Consider the following 17,162-nt stretch of genomic DNA (forward strand, 5'->3'; position numbering starts at 1 on the left):
ATCCTTAAAACTTTAACCTTTAGCGATCGCCTAATTTATGAAAAATACAGCTCATACAGTTACTTTTATGTTACATTATCAATATTTATGTAATATGTAAAGATGCCAGCGCTCATTGCTATAAATAAAAAAACTGAAACTCTTACCTGTTTCCTGTTCCCAGTTAAGTGTTCCCTAAAAAGCAGTAAGATTTTTGACACGAATAAAATAGGATTGCTATAGATGTTGCATTCCACATTCCATAATCAGATATAGCAATTTCTTGTCCGTCAAATACTTCAATAATTTCACCCATATACTACTCCTTAATATCTTTGATTTAATCCAATATCATGGATTTTGTCTAAAACTCAACAATAATCTGTCGTCGTTCAAATATTCTACTTTTACTTCTTTTCCTAGTAGGGGATAGGTGGCAAAAGCTCAGTTTTGAAGAAGAAGTCAAAATTCAGAGATGAAAATTTCTCAACTCATCCCGAACGTCCATAATATTTTCCTTCTGAGTTCCTAGTTATTGCTGGTTACTTCTTGGGGATAAATTTAGGGATAATCTATTTTTTGACTGACTTTAATTCGGGCTTGCTGAATAAATCTGAAAGTATTGACTGATATTGGTTTTAGCATTTTAGAATTGAAAAAAGTACCAGCTTTTCGGTGGAAAAATTTCAAAAAGCTAGTATTTTGGGATGATTATGGCAGAAAAATTGAGAGACACAACTTAGCTCCTACCTCCCCTCTCATTCCCCTAACTCCTGTCTCCTGTCTCCTGTCTCCTGTCTCCTACCTCAGCAAAAAGACTTGATTCAGCAAACTCTAATTCTTTCCACACCAGAATAAATATTAAACTTTTTTCCCCGCAAAAATCCGATTAAAGTAATATTAAATTCCCTAGCTATTTCTACTGCTAAACTACTAGGCGCAGAAACAGCACAAACTATCGGCACACCTACAGTTATACATTTTTGTATAATCTCAAAACTCGACCGCCCACTCACCATAAAAATATGATTATTTAAAGGTAATATACCTGCTAAAAATTCTGAACCTATCAACTTATCTAAAGCATTGTGTCTACCCACATCTTCTCGCAATTTCAACAATTCCCCTTGAGTATCAAATAAAGCAGCAGCGTGTAAACCACCAGTAGATTTAAACACCCTTTGAGCATTACTTAATTTATCAGGCAAACTATAAATAACTTCCGCCGGAACTTCTGATTTTAAAGGAATAGCTGAAAAACCTTTAATATGCAGAGATTCTATACTTGCTTTACCACAAATCCCACAAGCGCTAGAGGAAAAAAAATGTCTTTCTAAGGTTTTTAAGTTTGGTTTTAATTCAGACTTAAGAGTGACATTAACAATATTTTGGAGTTGTTCCCCATCAATTTCTGGGTCTACACAATAACTAATTTTTTCAATATCTTCACGATTTTTGATAATTCCTTCACTATAGAGAAATCCTGCTGCTAAATCAAAATCATTTCCTGGAGTCCGCATCGTAACTGCTATAGTTTGTTTCGGAAAAGTCAGACGAATTTCTAAAGGTTCTTCTGTTACTAACTGGTCGTAACGAGTGAAAGAAATTTGATTTTCTACGACTAAAATTTGTACTTTAGTTTTGCTACGAGGAGAATTGTTCATATTTCAAGAAGGAAAGTTTGTATCAGAAGTCTGGATTGAGAAATAATTGAGATTAGATCGACTCCCCTTAATTAATAGGGTTTGCTGAAAAAGTCTTTTTCAGGATTAGGGGAGCGGGGGAGTAGGGGAGTGGGGGAGCAGAGAGTAGTTAGGAGAAACGAGGAATTAATTAGGAGATAGTCGGATATATTTGTCAGAGTGATTTTTCTGCTAAAATTTCTGCCTTTTATGCTAAGTTTTTGAGGGTTTTCAACTGAAAACTAGGCACTTTTTTCTACCTAAAAAGGCTGAATCCTTTATCTGTCAGTGCTTTTATATTTAATCAGCAACCCCTAAGTATAATAAAGACCCGATAATCTTCCTCAATTGTTTGTCTACTTCTACTATATATAGTTGGAAATATACAACAGATTCAGAAGGAAAAATTCATCAAAAGTGGGAAAACATTTACTGAATAATTAAGGTTAAAAGCCTCTTTTTTTTAAAGCGCTCAGGTAAGGATTCAGCTTACATTTGTACTGAAACAAATTTTATGTTAGGTTGGACATAATTATGAAATTTATTAACTTGTCTGTCTTGATCTAAAGTCAAATCTGATTAAAATATAGCAATATGATTTTAGTTGTGAGATATTGGAGACTTTTGTTTTAGGGAATAGGGAATAGAGAAGAAACGAATACATAAGAATAAGATAACAGCTATATTCTATGCTTGAAAGAAACACCTCAATTCTCACATCTGATTCCTGATTGTTATATTATTCTATGTAACTTCATATTAATTTTGAAGATACAGAATTTTCTTTTTTATCCCCTTAATACCAGTTTAAAAAAAGAATGCTACAAATAGGTGCATCTCGCTCGGAGATACTAAAAAAAAATAGCTTCTCCAATTCATTTTAGATATTTATCTATATTATTTTCACATTTTTTTATTCAATATTTATTCCCTCTTCTTTACTTCTACCATTTGTAACAAACATTTATCAGGCTTTATATAAAAGTTGAAGTTTTCAAACCAAATTTTCGGTAATTATTAATTATTAATTGTTAAACTTTCTAAATTTAATCATCAGTTTATATTCTAACCAATTCTTTCCAGTGCTAGATATACGATATATATTTGTTTGAATAAATATATAACATGAGGATTTCCAACTCTTAGACAGAGAGTTATTTTTATCCTCAACCTTTACTATCGGTCCAAATATTAAGATGAGATTAATTTCTCTTCAAAAATAACATAACCCTAAAAATTTACCCGATAATTATTGTGCAATAAAAATTGTTATATTAGCTAAATAAATTATGTTACCCAAGCCAAATAAAATCTGGAACCCACAAATTTGGGCAAGTTGGAAACCCTTCGGTATTGGCGAACAATACCCCAATAACTACTGGGAATTAATACGCGCAACAATTGAAAATCTCGACCAACTCCCCTATGCTTGGGAAATTCTCAATAAAGGAGTCTGCGACGGGTGTTCCCTCGGTACCACTGGGATGAAAGACTGGACTCTCGATGGCTTTCATTTATGTAATGTCCGTCTGCGACTATTGCGCCTTAATACCATGGCCGCTTTTAACCCAGAAATACTAGCAGATGTTTCTCAACTACAAAATAAAAGTAGTGCAGAATTGCGAGAAATGGGACGACTACCTTACCCCATGCGTCGTGACAAAGGGGACAAAGGGTTTCGACGAATTAGCTGGGATGAAACTTTAGGAGTAATTAGCGATCGCCTCAAAAATACTCATCCAGACCGTCTGGGTTTCTACCTCACCAGTCGCGGCACTGTGAATGAAACTTATTATGTGGCCCAAAAAGCTGCACGGGCAATGGGGACTAATAATATCGATAATGCGGCCCGCATTTGTCATTCCCCTAGTACCGGAGCGCTCAAAACTACTATTGGTGCTGCTGCTACTACTTGTTCTTACAAAGACTGGATAGGTACAGATTTATTAGTATTTATCGGTTCCAATGTAGCAAATAATCAACCTGTTACTGTTAAATATTTACACTGGGCGAAAAAAGCAGGTACAAAAATTGTAGTTATTAACACTTACCGGGAACCAGGAATGGAACGTTATTGGGTACCGTCTATTCCTGAAAGTGCTTTATTTGGTACTAAGTTTGCCGAAGATTTCTTTTTAGTTAATGTTAATGGCGATTTGGCTTTTCTGAATGGCACTATTAAACATCTAATTGCTAATGATTGGATAGATAAATTTTTTATCGATAATTATACGAATCAATTTGAAGAATTAAAAGCTTCATTAGATGCTCAATCTTGGGAAGAGTTAGAACGCTTTTCTGGAAGCACCCGCAATGAAATGTATGCCTTTGCAAAAATGGTAAAAGCAGCAGAAAAAGCAGTATTTGTTTGGAGTATGGGTATTACTCAACATGAATGTGGGGAAGATAATGTCAGAGCTATTATTAATTTAGCTTTAACTAAAGGTTTTGTAGGTAGAGAAGGCTGTGGTTTAATGCCAATTCGGGGACATTCTGGCGTGCAAGGTGGAGCAGAAATGGGATGCTATTCTACGGTGTTTCCTGGAGGGAGAAAGATTAACCAAGAAAATGCGGAAGTTATGAGTAATTTTTGGGGTTTTTCTGTGCCTAATTCTCCTGGTTTAATTGCTTCGGAAATGATTGATAATGCTGCGGAAGGAAAGTTAGATGTTTTGTTTTCTGTAGGGGGAAATTTTTTAGAAGTTTTGCCAGATCCAGATTATGTAGAAGCTGCGATAAAACGATTGCCTTTGAGAATACATCAGGATATTGTTTGTTCTAATCAAATGTTAGTTGAACCGGGAGAAACGGTAATATTGTTACCTGCGACGACTCGTTATGAAATTCCGGGAGGAGTAACAGAAACAACTACGGAAAGAAGGGTGATTTTTAGTCCGGAAATTCCTGGAAGGAGAGTGGGAGAAGCTCGCCCGGAATGGGAAGTTTTTATGGATTTGGCAAAATTAGTACGTCCTGATTTAGCAAATCAATTAGAGTTTGAAAATACTTCAGAAATTCGTCAGGAAATTGCTTTAGTAATTCCGCAATATTCGGGAATTCAGCATTTAAAAGAACCAGGAGATAATTTTCAATATGGTGGTTCTCATTTATGTTTTGGTTGGAATTTTCCCACACCGGATAGTAAGGCTAATTTTTCAATACTTTCTCCATCTCAAGAAGAGTTAAAAGAGGGATATTTTTTAGTAGCGACTCGTAGAGGTAAGCAGTTTAATAGTATGGTGCAGTCAAAGAAGGATGCTATTACTGGAGCTATGCGAGAAGCAGTTTTAATTAATCCTATTGATGCGGAAAATTTGAGTTTAAAAGATGGGGGTAAGGTACTGTTAAAGAATGATTTGGGTGAGTTTCAAGGAAGAGTATATTTAGCTCCGATGAAACCAGGTAATTTACAAATACATTGGCCGGAAGGAAATGTGTTATTAGATCAGGGTAAACGTTCTGTTGAAGGTGTGCCTGATTATAATGCTTTGGTCTGTTTAGAAAAGTTAGATTAGGTTAAAGTTTTGAAGATATTGAGTGGGTGAAAAGATGGAAAATTTTTGATTCAAGGAGGTTACTGATTTTTGAGTAATACTAAATCTCACGCATTCTTGCTACATCTTCTTGAAAGTAGGGAGTAGGTAGCAGGAAAGAAAGAATATAGTTTTTCTAATCCTGAGTATTTTGTTAAGTAAGCTTTCATTATTTGGACTCTGAACTACTGTGCCACATTTACATGGAATCTACTCTATCTTCCAAAGAGAAGTGATTTTTATTGATTAATTGTTAATTTAAGAATAAATTTCTATAGAAACTTTCTTGTTGAATAGAGTTATATAATCTCCTTTGAAGAGTGTGATAAAAAACTTTCTCCTCTTCCTTCTTTGTTCCCTCCTGACTCCTGACTCCTCACTCCTCCAAAGAGAGGTAATTTTTAGTGATTAATTGTTAATTTGAGAATAAATTTCTATAGAAACTTTCCTGTTAAATAGAGTTATATCATGTCCTTTTAAGAGCGTGATAAAAAATTTTCTTCTCCTCTTCCTTCTTTATTTCTTCCTGACTCCTGACTTCTGACTCCTGACTCCTCCAAGGAGACGATTCATAAATTTTATTTTTAATAATGGTCTCTATCATTATAAAATATTAAAAATATTGATAGTGAACCTCTAGGCATTATTGCTTGGGCATTATCTAGAAAATCTCAAAATGAAAATCTAAAAATTCAAGGTAGAAAATTCAACTAATAACTTAAGTTTACTGACAACTTACAACTGATAATTGAAATGACTGATTAATATTCTTTCAATAAACTTTAAAACAAAAATCTAGTGGGATAACAAAGCTAAAATGACAGAATTCTGGAATCAAGTTTTAAACTTCGCAGAAACAATAACTTTTCGAGTAGGAAATCAATTATTAAAAGACTTCGGAAATGTCACAGCAGATGAAAAAGCTGACGGTAGTTTAATTACTAAATCCGATAAATGGGCAGATAGAGAAATTAGAGAAGCGATCGCTCATACTTTTCCCACTCATGGAATCTTAACAGAAGAAACTCAACAGATATTTCCTAGTAATGAATGGTGTTGGATTATTGACCCCTTAGATGCTACTACAAACTTTGCTCAAGGTATACCAATTTGGGCAACTTCTATCGCATTATTGTATCAAGGTATTCCCATATTTGGTTATATACATCTGCCTCCATTACATCAATCTTATTATGGTTTTTATTATCAAGAAAATCAGACTTATTTATCGAACCCACCTATCACCAGAGCATTTTTAAATCATCAACCAATTCAACCAAATCAAGACAATATTACTGGTAATCATTTATTTAATCTTTGTTCCCGAAGTACCAAAATTTTACCTCAAATTCCCACAAAAATTAGAATGTTAGGCATAGCAAGTTATAACTTTTTACTTGTAGCTTGTGGTGCATCTATTGCAGGAGTTGAAGCTACACCTAGAATTTGGGATATTGCAGGAGCTTGGGTAATAGCAAAAGCTGCAGGTGCAGTGTGGATACCATTAGAATCTACAGATATTTTTCCTTTAAAAATTGGCAAAGATTATTCGAGTCATCCCTTTCCTACTTTGGTTGTCGGAAATCAACAATTAGTGTCATATTTTTTGCCTTTAGTACAACCTTTAAGAAAGTAGGAGAAGGAAGAAGGAAGAAGAGGGAAGGAGGAAGGTTGATTACCGAAAAATTAGGTTTAAAGCCTCTCCTTTAAAGGGGAAACAAGAAAAATTTTTCATGATTAGTCAATCCTCTTCTTTTCCAGGAGAGGTAATAATTAATAATTAATTATTAATTGTTGAAAGATATTTCCTTGTTTTAGATATTCTATAAGTAAGTAAGCATTTCCTACGGAATGCTGCGCAAACAGCCGTCAGCTATCAGCTATTGTTTTTTATCTTGATTTAAACCCTATATTAAGGGTTCTTATTAAGCCAGAATCCCGTCATAATTAAATCTGACAAAAGTAGGTCTATTTGACCTTAAAATCTATATTTATTTAAACACTTCCGTAAGCATTCAGCTATTAGCTTCATTCCCTTGAATTGTATGAGTTAAAAACTCAAAATGAGTCTTTCTTGTGCTTAAATTCATAGGTAAAAATGTAGTAAAAGTTAAACTAATTTTTATTTCATTCATTAAAAAGCTGATAGCTGACCGCTAATAGCTGTTTGCGCAGTATTCCGCAGGAAATACTTACATAAGTAAAGAGTAATAATGGCAGTTGCTATATATAGCAGTTTTCGAGTTTATAAAGTATAAATTTTTATGTTTTTAGGGAACTCTTAACAGGGAATAAAAAATGAATAAAAATTATAAATTAGTCTTAAACTGTACCTCGCGCTTCCTGAAATTTGCTGTAATTAATAATCGTAAGCATTCAGCTATTAGCTGTCAGCTATCAGCAAAAAGACTCTCTCCTGAAAGACAGTGTTTAAATTAAAATAGACTTTAAGGTCAAAGGAACCTACTTTTTTCGTAAGACAATTAAATATTGCTTTTATCCTAAACTAAAAGTAATAGCTGATAGCTGATAGCTGACGGCTGAATGCTTACTAATAATCAATCCTCATTCCAACAATATAGAAGGAAAAATCGTTGAACTGATTAATGCTAAATAATACCAAAATACTCCATATTACCAATTATATTAAATCCGTTTAATTGCGCATAGATCCAAATTAGACTGATATGGAATAGGGAATAGTAAAATTTCTAGCAATAATCAACGTTTAAGGGTTGAGTATCCTCTATTGACTCCTGATATCATGTCTCATTAAATAATTGTAATAAACAATCTTTACCCAACCTGGTAGGGACGTTGCATGCAACGTCCCTACATTGCGGTTAATTAATGTTACTTGATATGACTCGTGACTCCTGACTACTTCTTCAAAGGAAATAGTAAAATTTATACCAATACTAAACGTTTAAAGGTTTAGCATCCTCTACTGACTCCTAACTCCTAACTCCTGACTCGTGACTCCTGACTCCTTCTTCTTACCCACTCAACAATTCCATCTGCTAATACCTTTGCTAACTTCTGTTGTTCTTGAGAATTCATAATCCATTCAAATTCATAAGGATTAATCATAAATCCTAACTCCAATAATACAGAAGGAGCTATTGTCGGACGAGCTAAAGCTAAATTATTCCAAAATACCCCATAAGAAGGTCGGTCTAATTTTTCCACTAAATAATTATGTAAAAATACTGCCAAACTATGAGCTTGAGCATGATACCAAAAAGTACCTATTCCCTGAGTTTTTAGAGCATCGCCATAATCAGGTAAAGCATTATAATGAACAGAAAGTGCTAAATCTGGAACTTGTTGATTAATCATTTCCACGCGATCTTTAGGATATAAATCCTCTTCTGCTTTTCGTGTCATATATACTGAAGCACCCCGTGCAATTAACTCATCCTGTAATAACTTCGACACAATTAATGTCACATTTTTTTCCGGATAACCAGTAGGACCTCTTGCACCTAAATCATTCTCACTCCCATGTCCAGCATCAATCAAAATTTTCATTCCAGTTAAAGGTTTATATGCAGAACTAATTCCACTTTTGACTGCCGGAGGATGTCGCAAAGTTAATCGCAAAGTTGTACCAACATATTCTAATTTATAACCCCATTGTTGCTCTGTTTTTAAATAAAACTTATACCTAACTCCCTGCTCATTTTTCACTGTTGAAGTTAAGATTGGTTGCCAGTCTAATCGCTCAATTAAGGGGTCATCATCTAAACGAATAGTATCAGTTTGAGCAGTCGTATTATGCAGAATTAAAGTTAAATAACCATCCCCTTGTTCGACTGTAACTGGCACCGGTACTTGCAAAGGAAATCTAATTTCTGTTGCACCTTGAACCTGACGAGCAATAGCACTCCGAATTACCGAACGGGGTGGTGCTGCATCTGTAAATATTCTAGTCTCATCTGCTTTGATCCATCCACCATAGTCAAGGCGTAAATAGTCTCCTTCTTTCCCTGTAATCAAAGCTTTAGTACCTTTTGGTAAGGGTGTCAAGCGCGAATAAGTGGTACTGGGTCCAGTTCTCGCAACTCCCTCTTCTACTGTTACTTCCGCCACCTCAAATACAGTCGGAGAAAGAATAGTCACTTTTCCCGGTGCTTTTTGAGTCACTGTCTTACCTCTGAGACTTAGTTTAAACTCAGGTTGACCTAAATCTCCTGGTTTCTCTGCTTTCGCACAACCTTGATAATATTCTCCCGCAGAAGGAACAGGTTGATTATCTCCTGTTAATACTGCTAAATTTCCTGGTAAATTTACTACTTGAGACTGAGAAAGTAAAGGAATAGTTTGGGCAGCTAATAAAACAGAAATATTAGCATTTGGAGGAGCGATCGCTTGAAAACAAATTAATTCCCCTGGCATTCTGGCAATATCTTTTGCTGGAGTCAAAGAACCTTGACCAAAAGCTATTCCCACTGGTAAAGGTGGTTGGTTTGAGTTGCGTGTTACCGTAATTATTTTTTCTTCGTCTTGATGGCGTACAGTAAATATATTTTTCCCTATTTGTAATGGAAAACTAGGGGCAAAATGACCTGATTTACTACGTTCATTAATTGCTTTTCCATTAACAGTAACCTCTGCTTCTGGAGAAGCTGTGCCAATTAGAAAAATTCTGTCTGAAGTAGTTTTGTGGCTTGCGGAAGGATAGGCAATAAATAGAGATTTTGTTGTGGTTTCTTCCGATAGTTTAAGTGGATTTTCATCTCTATTATTGTGTGACATAGCAATAGGGCAAATGGTACTTATTACTCCTAAAAATATCATTAATCCTAAAGTTGATGAGCCGATAATTTTGCTAAATATTTTGGGAATTATTGTTTTTTTTGTCGCCATTAGCAGTGGATTAAAATTTACCATATTACTTTTTTGTTTTTTTTAGTTATATTTCTTTATTGTACTAAATTTTTCTCTTTGGTAATCAAGAGATAGGAGATAGGGAAAAAAGTGTTGTCATCACTAATTATCCGGACATGGTATTAGGAGGCGCGGATAAATATTGGATTTGAACTATTAAATTTTTAAATTCGTATTCAATAGAACATCTGTATTTAGAGGAAGTAATTTGGCGATTACTGTATAATATCATCTCCGGTTGAATACTTATAAATAAACAACGGAGTCCTCAGGAGTTAGTCATCAGGAGTCAGGAGGGAAGCAAGAATTCATTAATGGATAATGGATAATGGATAATTGATAATTACCTCTGGTTAAAACCGCTACGGAATTGAATATAAGGAGATATTATTTCTTTTCTCTTGGTCGATTGGATATGGCGAGGTCTCCTCGCCATCCCACCCTACGGGAAGCTACGCTAACGACCGCTTTTTCCCCTTAAAAAGGGAGGCTTCAAGGCGCGAATTATTTAATAATTAATAATTAATAATTAATAATTAATAATTAATAATTCGGTAAAAAAGAAGAATAAAAAATAAATAGGAGGAAAAGGAGAAAGTTTTTTTGATCACTAATTATCCGGACATGATATTAATTTAAATTATATTGTTCTGAGCTGAGACTGAATCCTTAAAGCCGAGTCTCAGCTTTTTTTCTAGCTTTGTCCAATCTGCAGTCCGTAAGATGAAGCAGAAAATTAAGAAAATTGAACGAGAAGGACAGGTCATTCCTCGTGATTGTCATATCATTCGTTATCAAGTCAATAGAAACCAAAAACTTTACTATTATTATAAATTACAATCTGCTTCACCGATTTTTCCTATGGCTACTGATAGTCAGAAAAAAACTAAATATAAATATGAACGGAAAAGCCGGAAGTGAAGCTCATATTGATGCAGTTGAAAAAATGACTCGAAGGGATATTATTGATGAGCTGGAAAGGGTTATTCATTCCCTTCAAGAAAGTTATTTAGATATTTGTTTTGGTGGAGAAATTGAACCAGATCCATCCTATGATCTTCAGGATGATAAATAATATGATAAAAGAAGATCACTCCAGATTTGATTCTATTACCATAACCCAGTAGTTAGCGTAAATATTACACTAACTATTTTTTTATATTTGTCCAAGATCCAATAAATAGCTGTTCAATAATTAATTATTACCTCTTCTGTAATAGAAGGATTGACTCAAAGGATTTTTTTTGTCTTTTCTACATGAATGGAGAGGCTTTATACCTTAATTTTTCGGTAATATGAAGCTCGAGTAACCAGATATGGCGATATATGGCGATCGCCCGATTATATAATTTATAATACTACCGGACATCAGAATTTAGGTAGAAACTTAATGGCAGAAACAACAGCATATTTCAATGCAGATGTAGTTATTATTGGTGGTGGTATTGCGGGTCTGGCAACAGCTTATTACCTCAGCCAGAAACAACATCTACAAATTATATTGCTAGAGAAAGACTCTATCCCTAATCCCAATAACAGTTCCTATGGCGATGAACGGATGTATCGCCGAATGTATTCTAATGAATATCTGTCAGAATTGCAAGAGGAAAGCTTGAAAGAGTGGGAAATGCTTGAAGCTCAACATGATTGTCAATTACTCAGACAAAATGGCTTGCTTTTCTACGGCGAAGCTTGGGATGAAGAAACAATAGAAGGTAGTATTCCAGGTGCTCGCCGAGTGATGGAAAAGAAAGGGATTCCATTTGAAGCCTTAAATGCTGAACAACTCCAAGAACGTTGGCCAATGCGACCTAAACCAGATTTTATCGGTTTGTTTGAAAGCACTTCCGGTATGGTTTGGTCTGCACGAGCAATTGAGGTATTTCGCTCTCAAGCAGAAGCCAATGGCGTATCTATCCACACAGGGGAAGAAACTGTTAGTCTCAACTGCACTCCTAGTAGCACGGTTGAAATCAAAACACGATCGGGAAATACATTTTTAGCGAATCAAGTTGTTTTAACGGCGGGACCTTGGACTAATGATTTACTCAGCTCATTTACAACTCCCCTTAATTTAGAAATTTGGCCGATGTTATGGGGACACTATCAGGTGGAAGAGACTTTACGAGATCGGTTTCCACAATGGTTTTGTTTTCAGCAAGAAAAGCCGGATAGTAACGATGGTGGACTCTACTACGGATTTCCTTGTCATACTCCCGAAACATCACTCATCAAAGTTGGGATTGATTGGTGTCCGCCAGAATTACGGACAAAAACCATGAGTACATTTGTGAGAGAACCCGATTCAGAGCTTGCGCAGTTACTCGATCGATTCCTTCGTCATAATTGGGATGGAATTAAAGAGTGTGTGGGTCTGTATTTTAGTCCATACACGATGACAAAAGATACTCTATTTGTGCTGGATAAGCTTCCCGGATACCCACAAATTAGTCTTTTTACGGGTGGATCGGGTCAAGCGTTTAAGTTTACACCACTTTTAGGCAAGTTGCTTGCTGAGTTAGTTTTAGATCAGACCCCCTCTTTTGATTTATCTCCCCTCAGTGCTAGTCGGGAGTGTGTTATATCATCTCCGGATGAACAGTTATAAATAATTAGGGAGGAGTCAGTCCTCAGGAGTCAGGAGTCAACCCACCCCTAACCCCTCCCAGGAGGGGAAGTCAGGAGGAATGGGGAATTTAGAGAAGGCACGAGGAAGAATTATCCCTTGATTTTTCAGCAAGAGCGTCAACCCAAAATCCTAACTTTTTGAGAACCCTAGAACGAAAACCTTGTACTTTTTTAAGACCTAAAAAAGCTAAAACCTTTATCTGCCAATGCTTTTAGATTTAATCAGCAGAGCAATAATTATTAATTATTGAATAGGATGCTATGGGGCAACAAAGTCGTAAGCATCCTAGTTTTGCTTATTCTTTGTAAATCCGAAGATGGGTGTGTGAATAATCCATTGAAAACTGACTGGGATTTTCTCGAACCCTAGCGGTAAATCTTGCGTAAAATTGGTTGACAAGATCTAAAACATCTTCATGGGAGCGATTAGTGAAGGCATTTCGGAAGGTATGTTCACTCCAAGAACGAATTGTTTGGGTAAGTCCTTGGGCAAATTTCTCAGTGTCCCCATCTTCTTCGTACTGAGATCGATAAGGACAGGGAATTAAGATGGTTTGTATCTCCCCTAATCTTAACCCAGCTTGATAAACTTCACTTTGGGAATCTTCAAGACAGGCAATAAATTCAGCTTCTGTTCGGTAATAATTTTGGAATGTAGCGTCAACATACTCCTCTGGCTTAATTAAACCCTCAATCTGCATTTGTTTCCAAATTTCGTGCAGAATATCGTGCATATTCAAGTCTACCTGATTGTTGCCTAGATAACGCCCTTTTCCATCTGTGGATAAGTTGGCACTGACTATTTGCCCCCCTGATTTGAGTTCTTTCGCCCTAGCTAGAAGAATAGTAGTCCAGTCAAGCTGTGATTGGGCTTGGAACATTGCTTTATCTTCCCCTTGTTCACAAGCATTAATATGGGTATGGTAGGTTAGATGTTTAGGCAACTTACTTAACCAGTGCATGGCTGTGGAAGAGAAACCAAAGTCTAGACTATTGGGAGGACACACAGGTTCATAAAATGAGCGTGGAACCATTGAAACGACTAGATTTTGATCGTCTTGCATTAAAAAGCATGAAGTTTGACCCAAAGCATTAAAATCATTACTGGGTAAATCACTAAATATTGCTTCAATAAAAACCCCGCTATTTTGTTTTTTGATTGTATCAAAAATTTGCTGCCATAATCCTTGGGTAGTACCGCCATCTGCAATACCGTAATCAGCTAGTCTTACTTGTGAACTGTTTTGGATGGATTGGATTGCTGTTGTGACTAAATCCCCAGCAGCTTCGAGGCAAAGTTTTGCTCCAAGTGTGTTGAGTGAGTAGTCAGATGCCATATAAATTGCCATATCAGATATTCTCCAATGATGATGATTTTTTTTCTGCTTTTGGGTTTAATTTTTCTCTAAAAAATCTGGCATTTGACATCCCACTCTGGGTTGTTTATCTGCTGCTGAAATCAGGGTTGATATGACTTGTTCGTAGGATTCTTCGCTATTGGTTAGCTCTGTCACAAAAATCTTGACTTTTTTTTCAACTATTTCTTGAACAAATGCATAAATATAGCAGGGGTCTACTTGCTTGAAAATTGATGGGGCATAAAACTCGATTGAGTCGCAAATAACAGCACCAGCACTACTAATTGATTCCGGAATAAAAGTGATGGATTTTGCCTGTAAAATATCAAGTACCGAAGGTTCACTTAGGGGAACATTAGCAGAACCAACAATATATTGACACTGCAAGGAATCGGCAATTTCTGGTGTAATTAGACCACTGATGGAACAAGGAACTAATGCATTACAGGGAATATCCCACCAGTTATGATCCTGTGAGATATTCTTGCAATTTGGAAGATCGGCTCGCTGGGGTACTATATCATAAGTCATGATACTTGCTCCCAGTTTTTGGAGACCTAGAGCAGTAGCTTTACCCACCTTTCCCGAACCATGAACCAGAAAAACTAAGCCCTCAAGATTTTTTCCAAAAATACCTTGAATACTACCCACTACACCATAAGCTGTGGCAATACTCGGGTCAACTTGAGAATCTAGAGATGCCAGAATATAAGGACAGTGGTTTCTGAGATATTCCATGTCCTCCAAGGAAGTATTTAAGTCACAACCAGTGTACATCAAACCGTTAAGCTCATTCAGCATAGAACCGATAAAACTCAATAGCTCTTTCTTGCAGGCTTGACAATCGGCCATCGCTACAACAATTTTACCACCGCTAAAACCTGTATTGTACAGACGATGTTTATGGGTCATAACGAGGGACAAATTTCTACAGTCCTCCCAAGCAAGTGTCTGAGATTTATAAGTTTTCACCCTCAATCCACCGTTACTGGGCTGACTCAGGGTTGGTCTGTCTAACCCAATAAAGCATTGCAAACCATCTCTATCCTTCTGAATAATTTTCATCTAAACTAAATTTGTTATACTATGGTGGATTATATTACAAAGGTAAAAAAAACATCAATTCTCTGACAAATTTGTTCCTGTATTTCTTGCTTCTTCTACCCAGCCATCAAACTGCTCTTGATTTTTCTTTACCCACTCCTCTGCATGGCGACGTAAATCTTTGGAGTTACTTTCACCATCTTGTACGAGTTTTTGTTGACCATTAACATCTTCAATAGGAATTGAAACCAGCTCAAACAGACGTTTGGCGGCTGGATTAGCTTGCAAAAATTTATTGTTTGCTACTATCCGCACTCTATCAACTGCAATACCTAGATTTTTTCCCTCTAGCATAGTTTCTTGTTCCGACACTTCTCCCTGTTCTTCTGGTAGAGAAGTAAAAGGCACTTCTAGCCAGATTGCATCCTTACCAGGTTCTAACACTGCAGGTACCCAGTGAGGAGTGTAAACATAATAGAGAATAGGTTTTTCCAGTCGGTTGCGAGCTACTACATCTGCCAACAAAATATCATAATTACCTTGATCGTGTTCAACGGTATCTCTCAGTCCATAGACATCCAAGTGATGCTCAATCACTAATTCACAACCCCATCCAGGATTACAACCTGCTAAGTTAGCTTTGCCATCACCATCTGAGTCAAAAAGTTGGGCAATTTTGGGATCTTTAAGTTGCTCTAAGCTGATAATTTTATATTTATCAGCAGTTTTTTTGTCAATTTGATACCCTTGCAAAGCATTGTCAACAATAATTCCCACCCGCTTGAATTTATCTTCGCCTCCGTTTTCTATAAAAAATTTATTTTGGAGTTTTTCCCAATGATCGGTGTAGAAATCTAATTCTCCGTTACTAACAGAAATATGCACTACGGGAACACTGAGCTGTTTGACGGGTTCAGTTTGATAACCAAGCTTTTCTAGACCAATATTAATAATTTCTGTTAAAAATGCTGCATAGGTTGTGATACTAGAGCCAGAGCTTACTTTTACCCCTTTACCCGGCATCGTTTGGTCTGTTGATTCAGGATTAGATTGGATAGTCGGTTGACAGGCAATTAAACTGATTGACAGAAAAGCTAGAACTATTTTTAAGCAGTGTTTTTTTCTTTTTCGTTTCATTTTCGTTTTTTAAGCTAGTTTTAGTCAAGCAATGGCTTAATTTTATTCCATAGAGCTAGTGGGTATCCTAATGGTGTTTATGAGAGACCTGACATCAAGGTATAAACCATAAAATTTAAAAAATCTCAAAGCTATACACAGTATGATTTTAGGCAATTCAATTTAACACCATATCATAAAATGAAGCTAATTGATTTGAGATTTTTCCATTCGCCAAATGGAGTTTAATTAGGGTTTGCTGAATAAAGTCTTATGGGTGAGGGTAGGAGACAGGAGACAACCCACCCCCAACCCTTCCGGTGGAGGGGAAGACAGGAGACAACCCACCCCTCGCCCCTCCCCCTCCCAGGAGGGGAGAAATGGATCGGGAGCGAGGAAGTAGGAGTAAGAATTCTAAGAATGATTTTTCTGCCCAACTATGCGCCTAAAATACGCTCCTTTTTGAGCGTGAAGAGCTGAAAACCAGGTACTTTTTTCGAGCCAAAAAAGGCTAAAACCTTTATCTGTAAATACTTTTAGATTTAATCAGCAAGCCCTAATTATATAAAATATTATTGTCAGTATTTAATAAGTAGTCAGAAAAATTACACTCTCAAAAATCTTGCGGACAATCTGGAAAAAGTTGGCCACGATGAAATTAACCGTTATTTGAACAATGTTGAAACACGGGAAAGAAATTTTGTGGCGTTGCTGAGTGGTAATGATTTTTAGATTAAGTATCAACGCAAAACATAAGTTTTTCAATTTTACCTTCAGCTACTTACCATTACATTTCAGCAACGCCCAGTTTGCTGATGGAGCAGTAGAGCTTGATTTTGTTCCTGGTAACCATGTTACGATGATGCGAGAGCCAAATGTTCCGGTTTTAGCTGAAAAGCTAAGAGCTAACCTGGCAAGAGTAAATTATAAAG

At 36.1% G+C, this 17,162-nt stretch carries 12 protein-coding genes; 6 read left to right on the plus strand and 6 right to left on the minus strand.

What is annotated here, in order from left to right:
• Positions 1-163 precede the first annotated feature (163 nt).
• A complete protein-coding gene (locus tag F6K27_RS28045; protein ID WP_287284703.1) occupies positions 164-295 on the minus strand; it encodes a hypothetical protein in 132 nt (43 codons plus the stop codon).
• A 508-nt stretch (positions 296-803) separates the two neighbouring features.
• Entirely contained in the window at positions 804-1,643 is an 840-nt protein-coding gene (gene fdhD / locus F6K27_RS28050) for a formate dehydrogenase accessory sulfurtransferase FdhD (RefSeq protein ID WP_287279312.1), read from the minus strand.
• Positions 1,644-2,950: 1,307 nt separating this feature from the next.
• Here fdhD and F6K27_RS28055 point away from each other — a divergent pair.
• Positions 2,951-5,176 carry an FdhF/YdeP family oxidoreductase gene (locus F6K27_RS28055; protein WP_287279313.1) on the plus strand — a complete coding sequence of 742 codons (2,226 nt, stop codon included), beginning with the start codon at positions 2,951-2,953 and terminating at the stop codon, positions 5,174-5,176.
• A gap of 835 nt (positions 5,177-6,011) precedes the next feature.
• A complete protein-coding gene (locus F6K27_RS28060) occupies positions 6,012-6,830 on the plus strand; it encodes an inositol monophosphatase family protein (protein WP_287279314.1) in 819 nt (272 codons plus the stop codon).
• A gap of 1,325 nt (positions 6,831-8,155) precedes the next feature.
• Here F6K27_RS28060 and F6K27_RS28065 read toward each other — a convergent pair.
• On the minus strand, positions 8,156-10,087 hold the full coding sequence (locus tag F6K27_RS28065) for an N-acetylmuramoyl-L-alanine amidase (protein ID WP_287279315.1): 1,932 nt from the start codon (positions 10,085-10,087) through the stop codon (positions 8,156-8,158).
• A gap of 895 nt (positions 10,088-10,982) precedes the next feature.
• On the opposite strand from F6K27_RS28065, the gene F6K27_RS28070 reads away from it, so the two are divergent.
• The gene (locus F6K27_RS28070; RefSeq protein ID WP_287279316.1) at positions 10,983-11,159 is read left to right on the plus strand and encodes a hypothetical protein; all 177 of its coding nucleotides are present in this window, start codon (positions 10,983-10,985) and stop codon (positions 11,157-11,159) included.
• Between the two features lie 315 nt (positions 11,160-11,474).
• Positions 11,475-12,692 carry an FAD-dependent oxidoreductase gene (locus F6K27_RS28075; RefSeq protein ID WP_287279317.1) on the plus strand — a complete coding sequence of 406 codons (1,218 nt, stop codon included), beginning with the start codon at positions 11,475-11,477 and terminating at the stop codon, positions 12,690-12,692.
• Between the two features lie 316 nt (positions 12,693-13,008).
• On the opposite strand, the gene F6K27_RS28080 is transcribed toward F6K27_RS28075, so the two are convergent.
• Genes F6K27_RS28080 through proX form a run of 3 tightly spaced genes read right to left on the minus strand, consistent with a single transcriptional unit; the run spans position 13,009 to position 16,251 of the window.
• Positions 13,009-14,061 (minus strand): hypothetical protein, encoded by a 1,053-nt coding sequence (locus F6K27_RS28080; protein WP_287279318.1) that lies wholly within the window; start codon positions 14,059-14,061, stop codon positions 13,009-13,011.
• A gap of 45 nt (positions 14,062-14,106) precedes the next feature.
• Positions 14,107-15,135, minus strand: a complete 1,029-nt coding sequence (locus tag F6K27_RS28085; RefSeq protein ID WP_287279319.1) for a Glu/Leu/Phe/Val dehydrogenase dimerization domain-containing protein — start codon at positions 15,133-15,135, stop codon at positions 14,107-14,109.
• Between the two features lie 54 nt (positions 15,136-15,189).
• Complete coding sequence (gene proX, locus F6K27_RS28090; RefSeq protein ID WP_287279320.1) at positions 15,190-16,251, minus strand: glycine betaine/L-proline ABC transporter substrate-binding protein ProX; 1,062 nt, start codon at positions 16,249-16,251, stop codon at positions 15,190-15,192.
• 235 nt (positions 16,252-16,486) lie between these two features.
• Here proX and F6K27_RS28095 point away from each other — a divergent pair, with 235 nt between their 5' ends.
• Together F6K27_RS28095 and F6K27_RS28100 are read left to right on the plus strand one after the other, a co-directional pair.
• Positions 16,487-16,633 carry a hypothetical protein gene (locus F6K27_RS28095; protein ID WP_287284705.1) on the plus strand — a complete coding sequence of 49 codons (147 nt, stop codon included), beginning with the start codon at positions 16,487-16,489 and terminating at the stop codon, positions 16,631-16,633.
• A gap of 318 nt (positions 16,634-16,951) precedes the next feature.
• On the plus strand, positions 16,952-17,162 hold a 211-nt coding region (locus F6K27_RS28100), incomplete at its 3' end, for a hypothetical protein (protein ID WP_287279321.1).

Source organism: Okeania sp. SIO2F5 (assembly GCF_010692685.1).
Classification (GTDB): Bacteria; Cyanobacteriota; Cyanobacteriia; order Cyanobacteriales; family Microcoleaceae; genus Okeania; species Okeania hirsuta.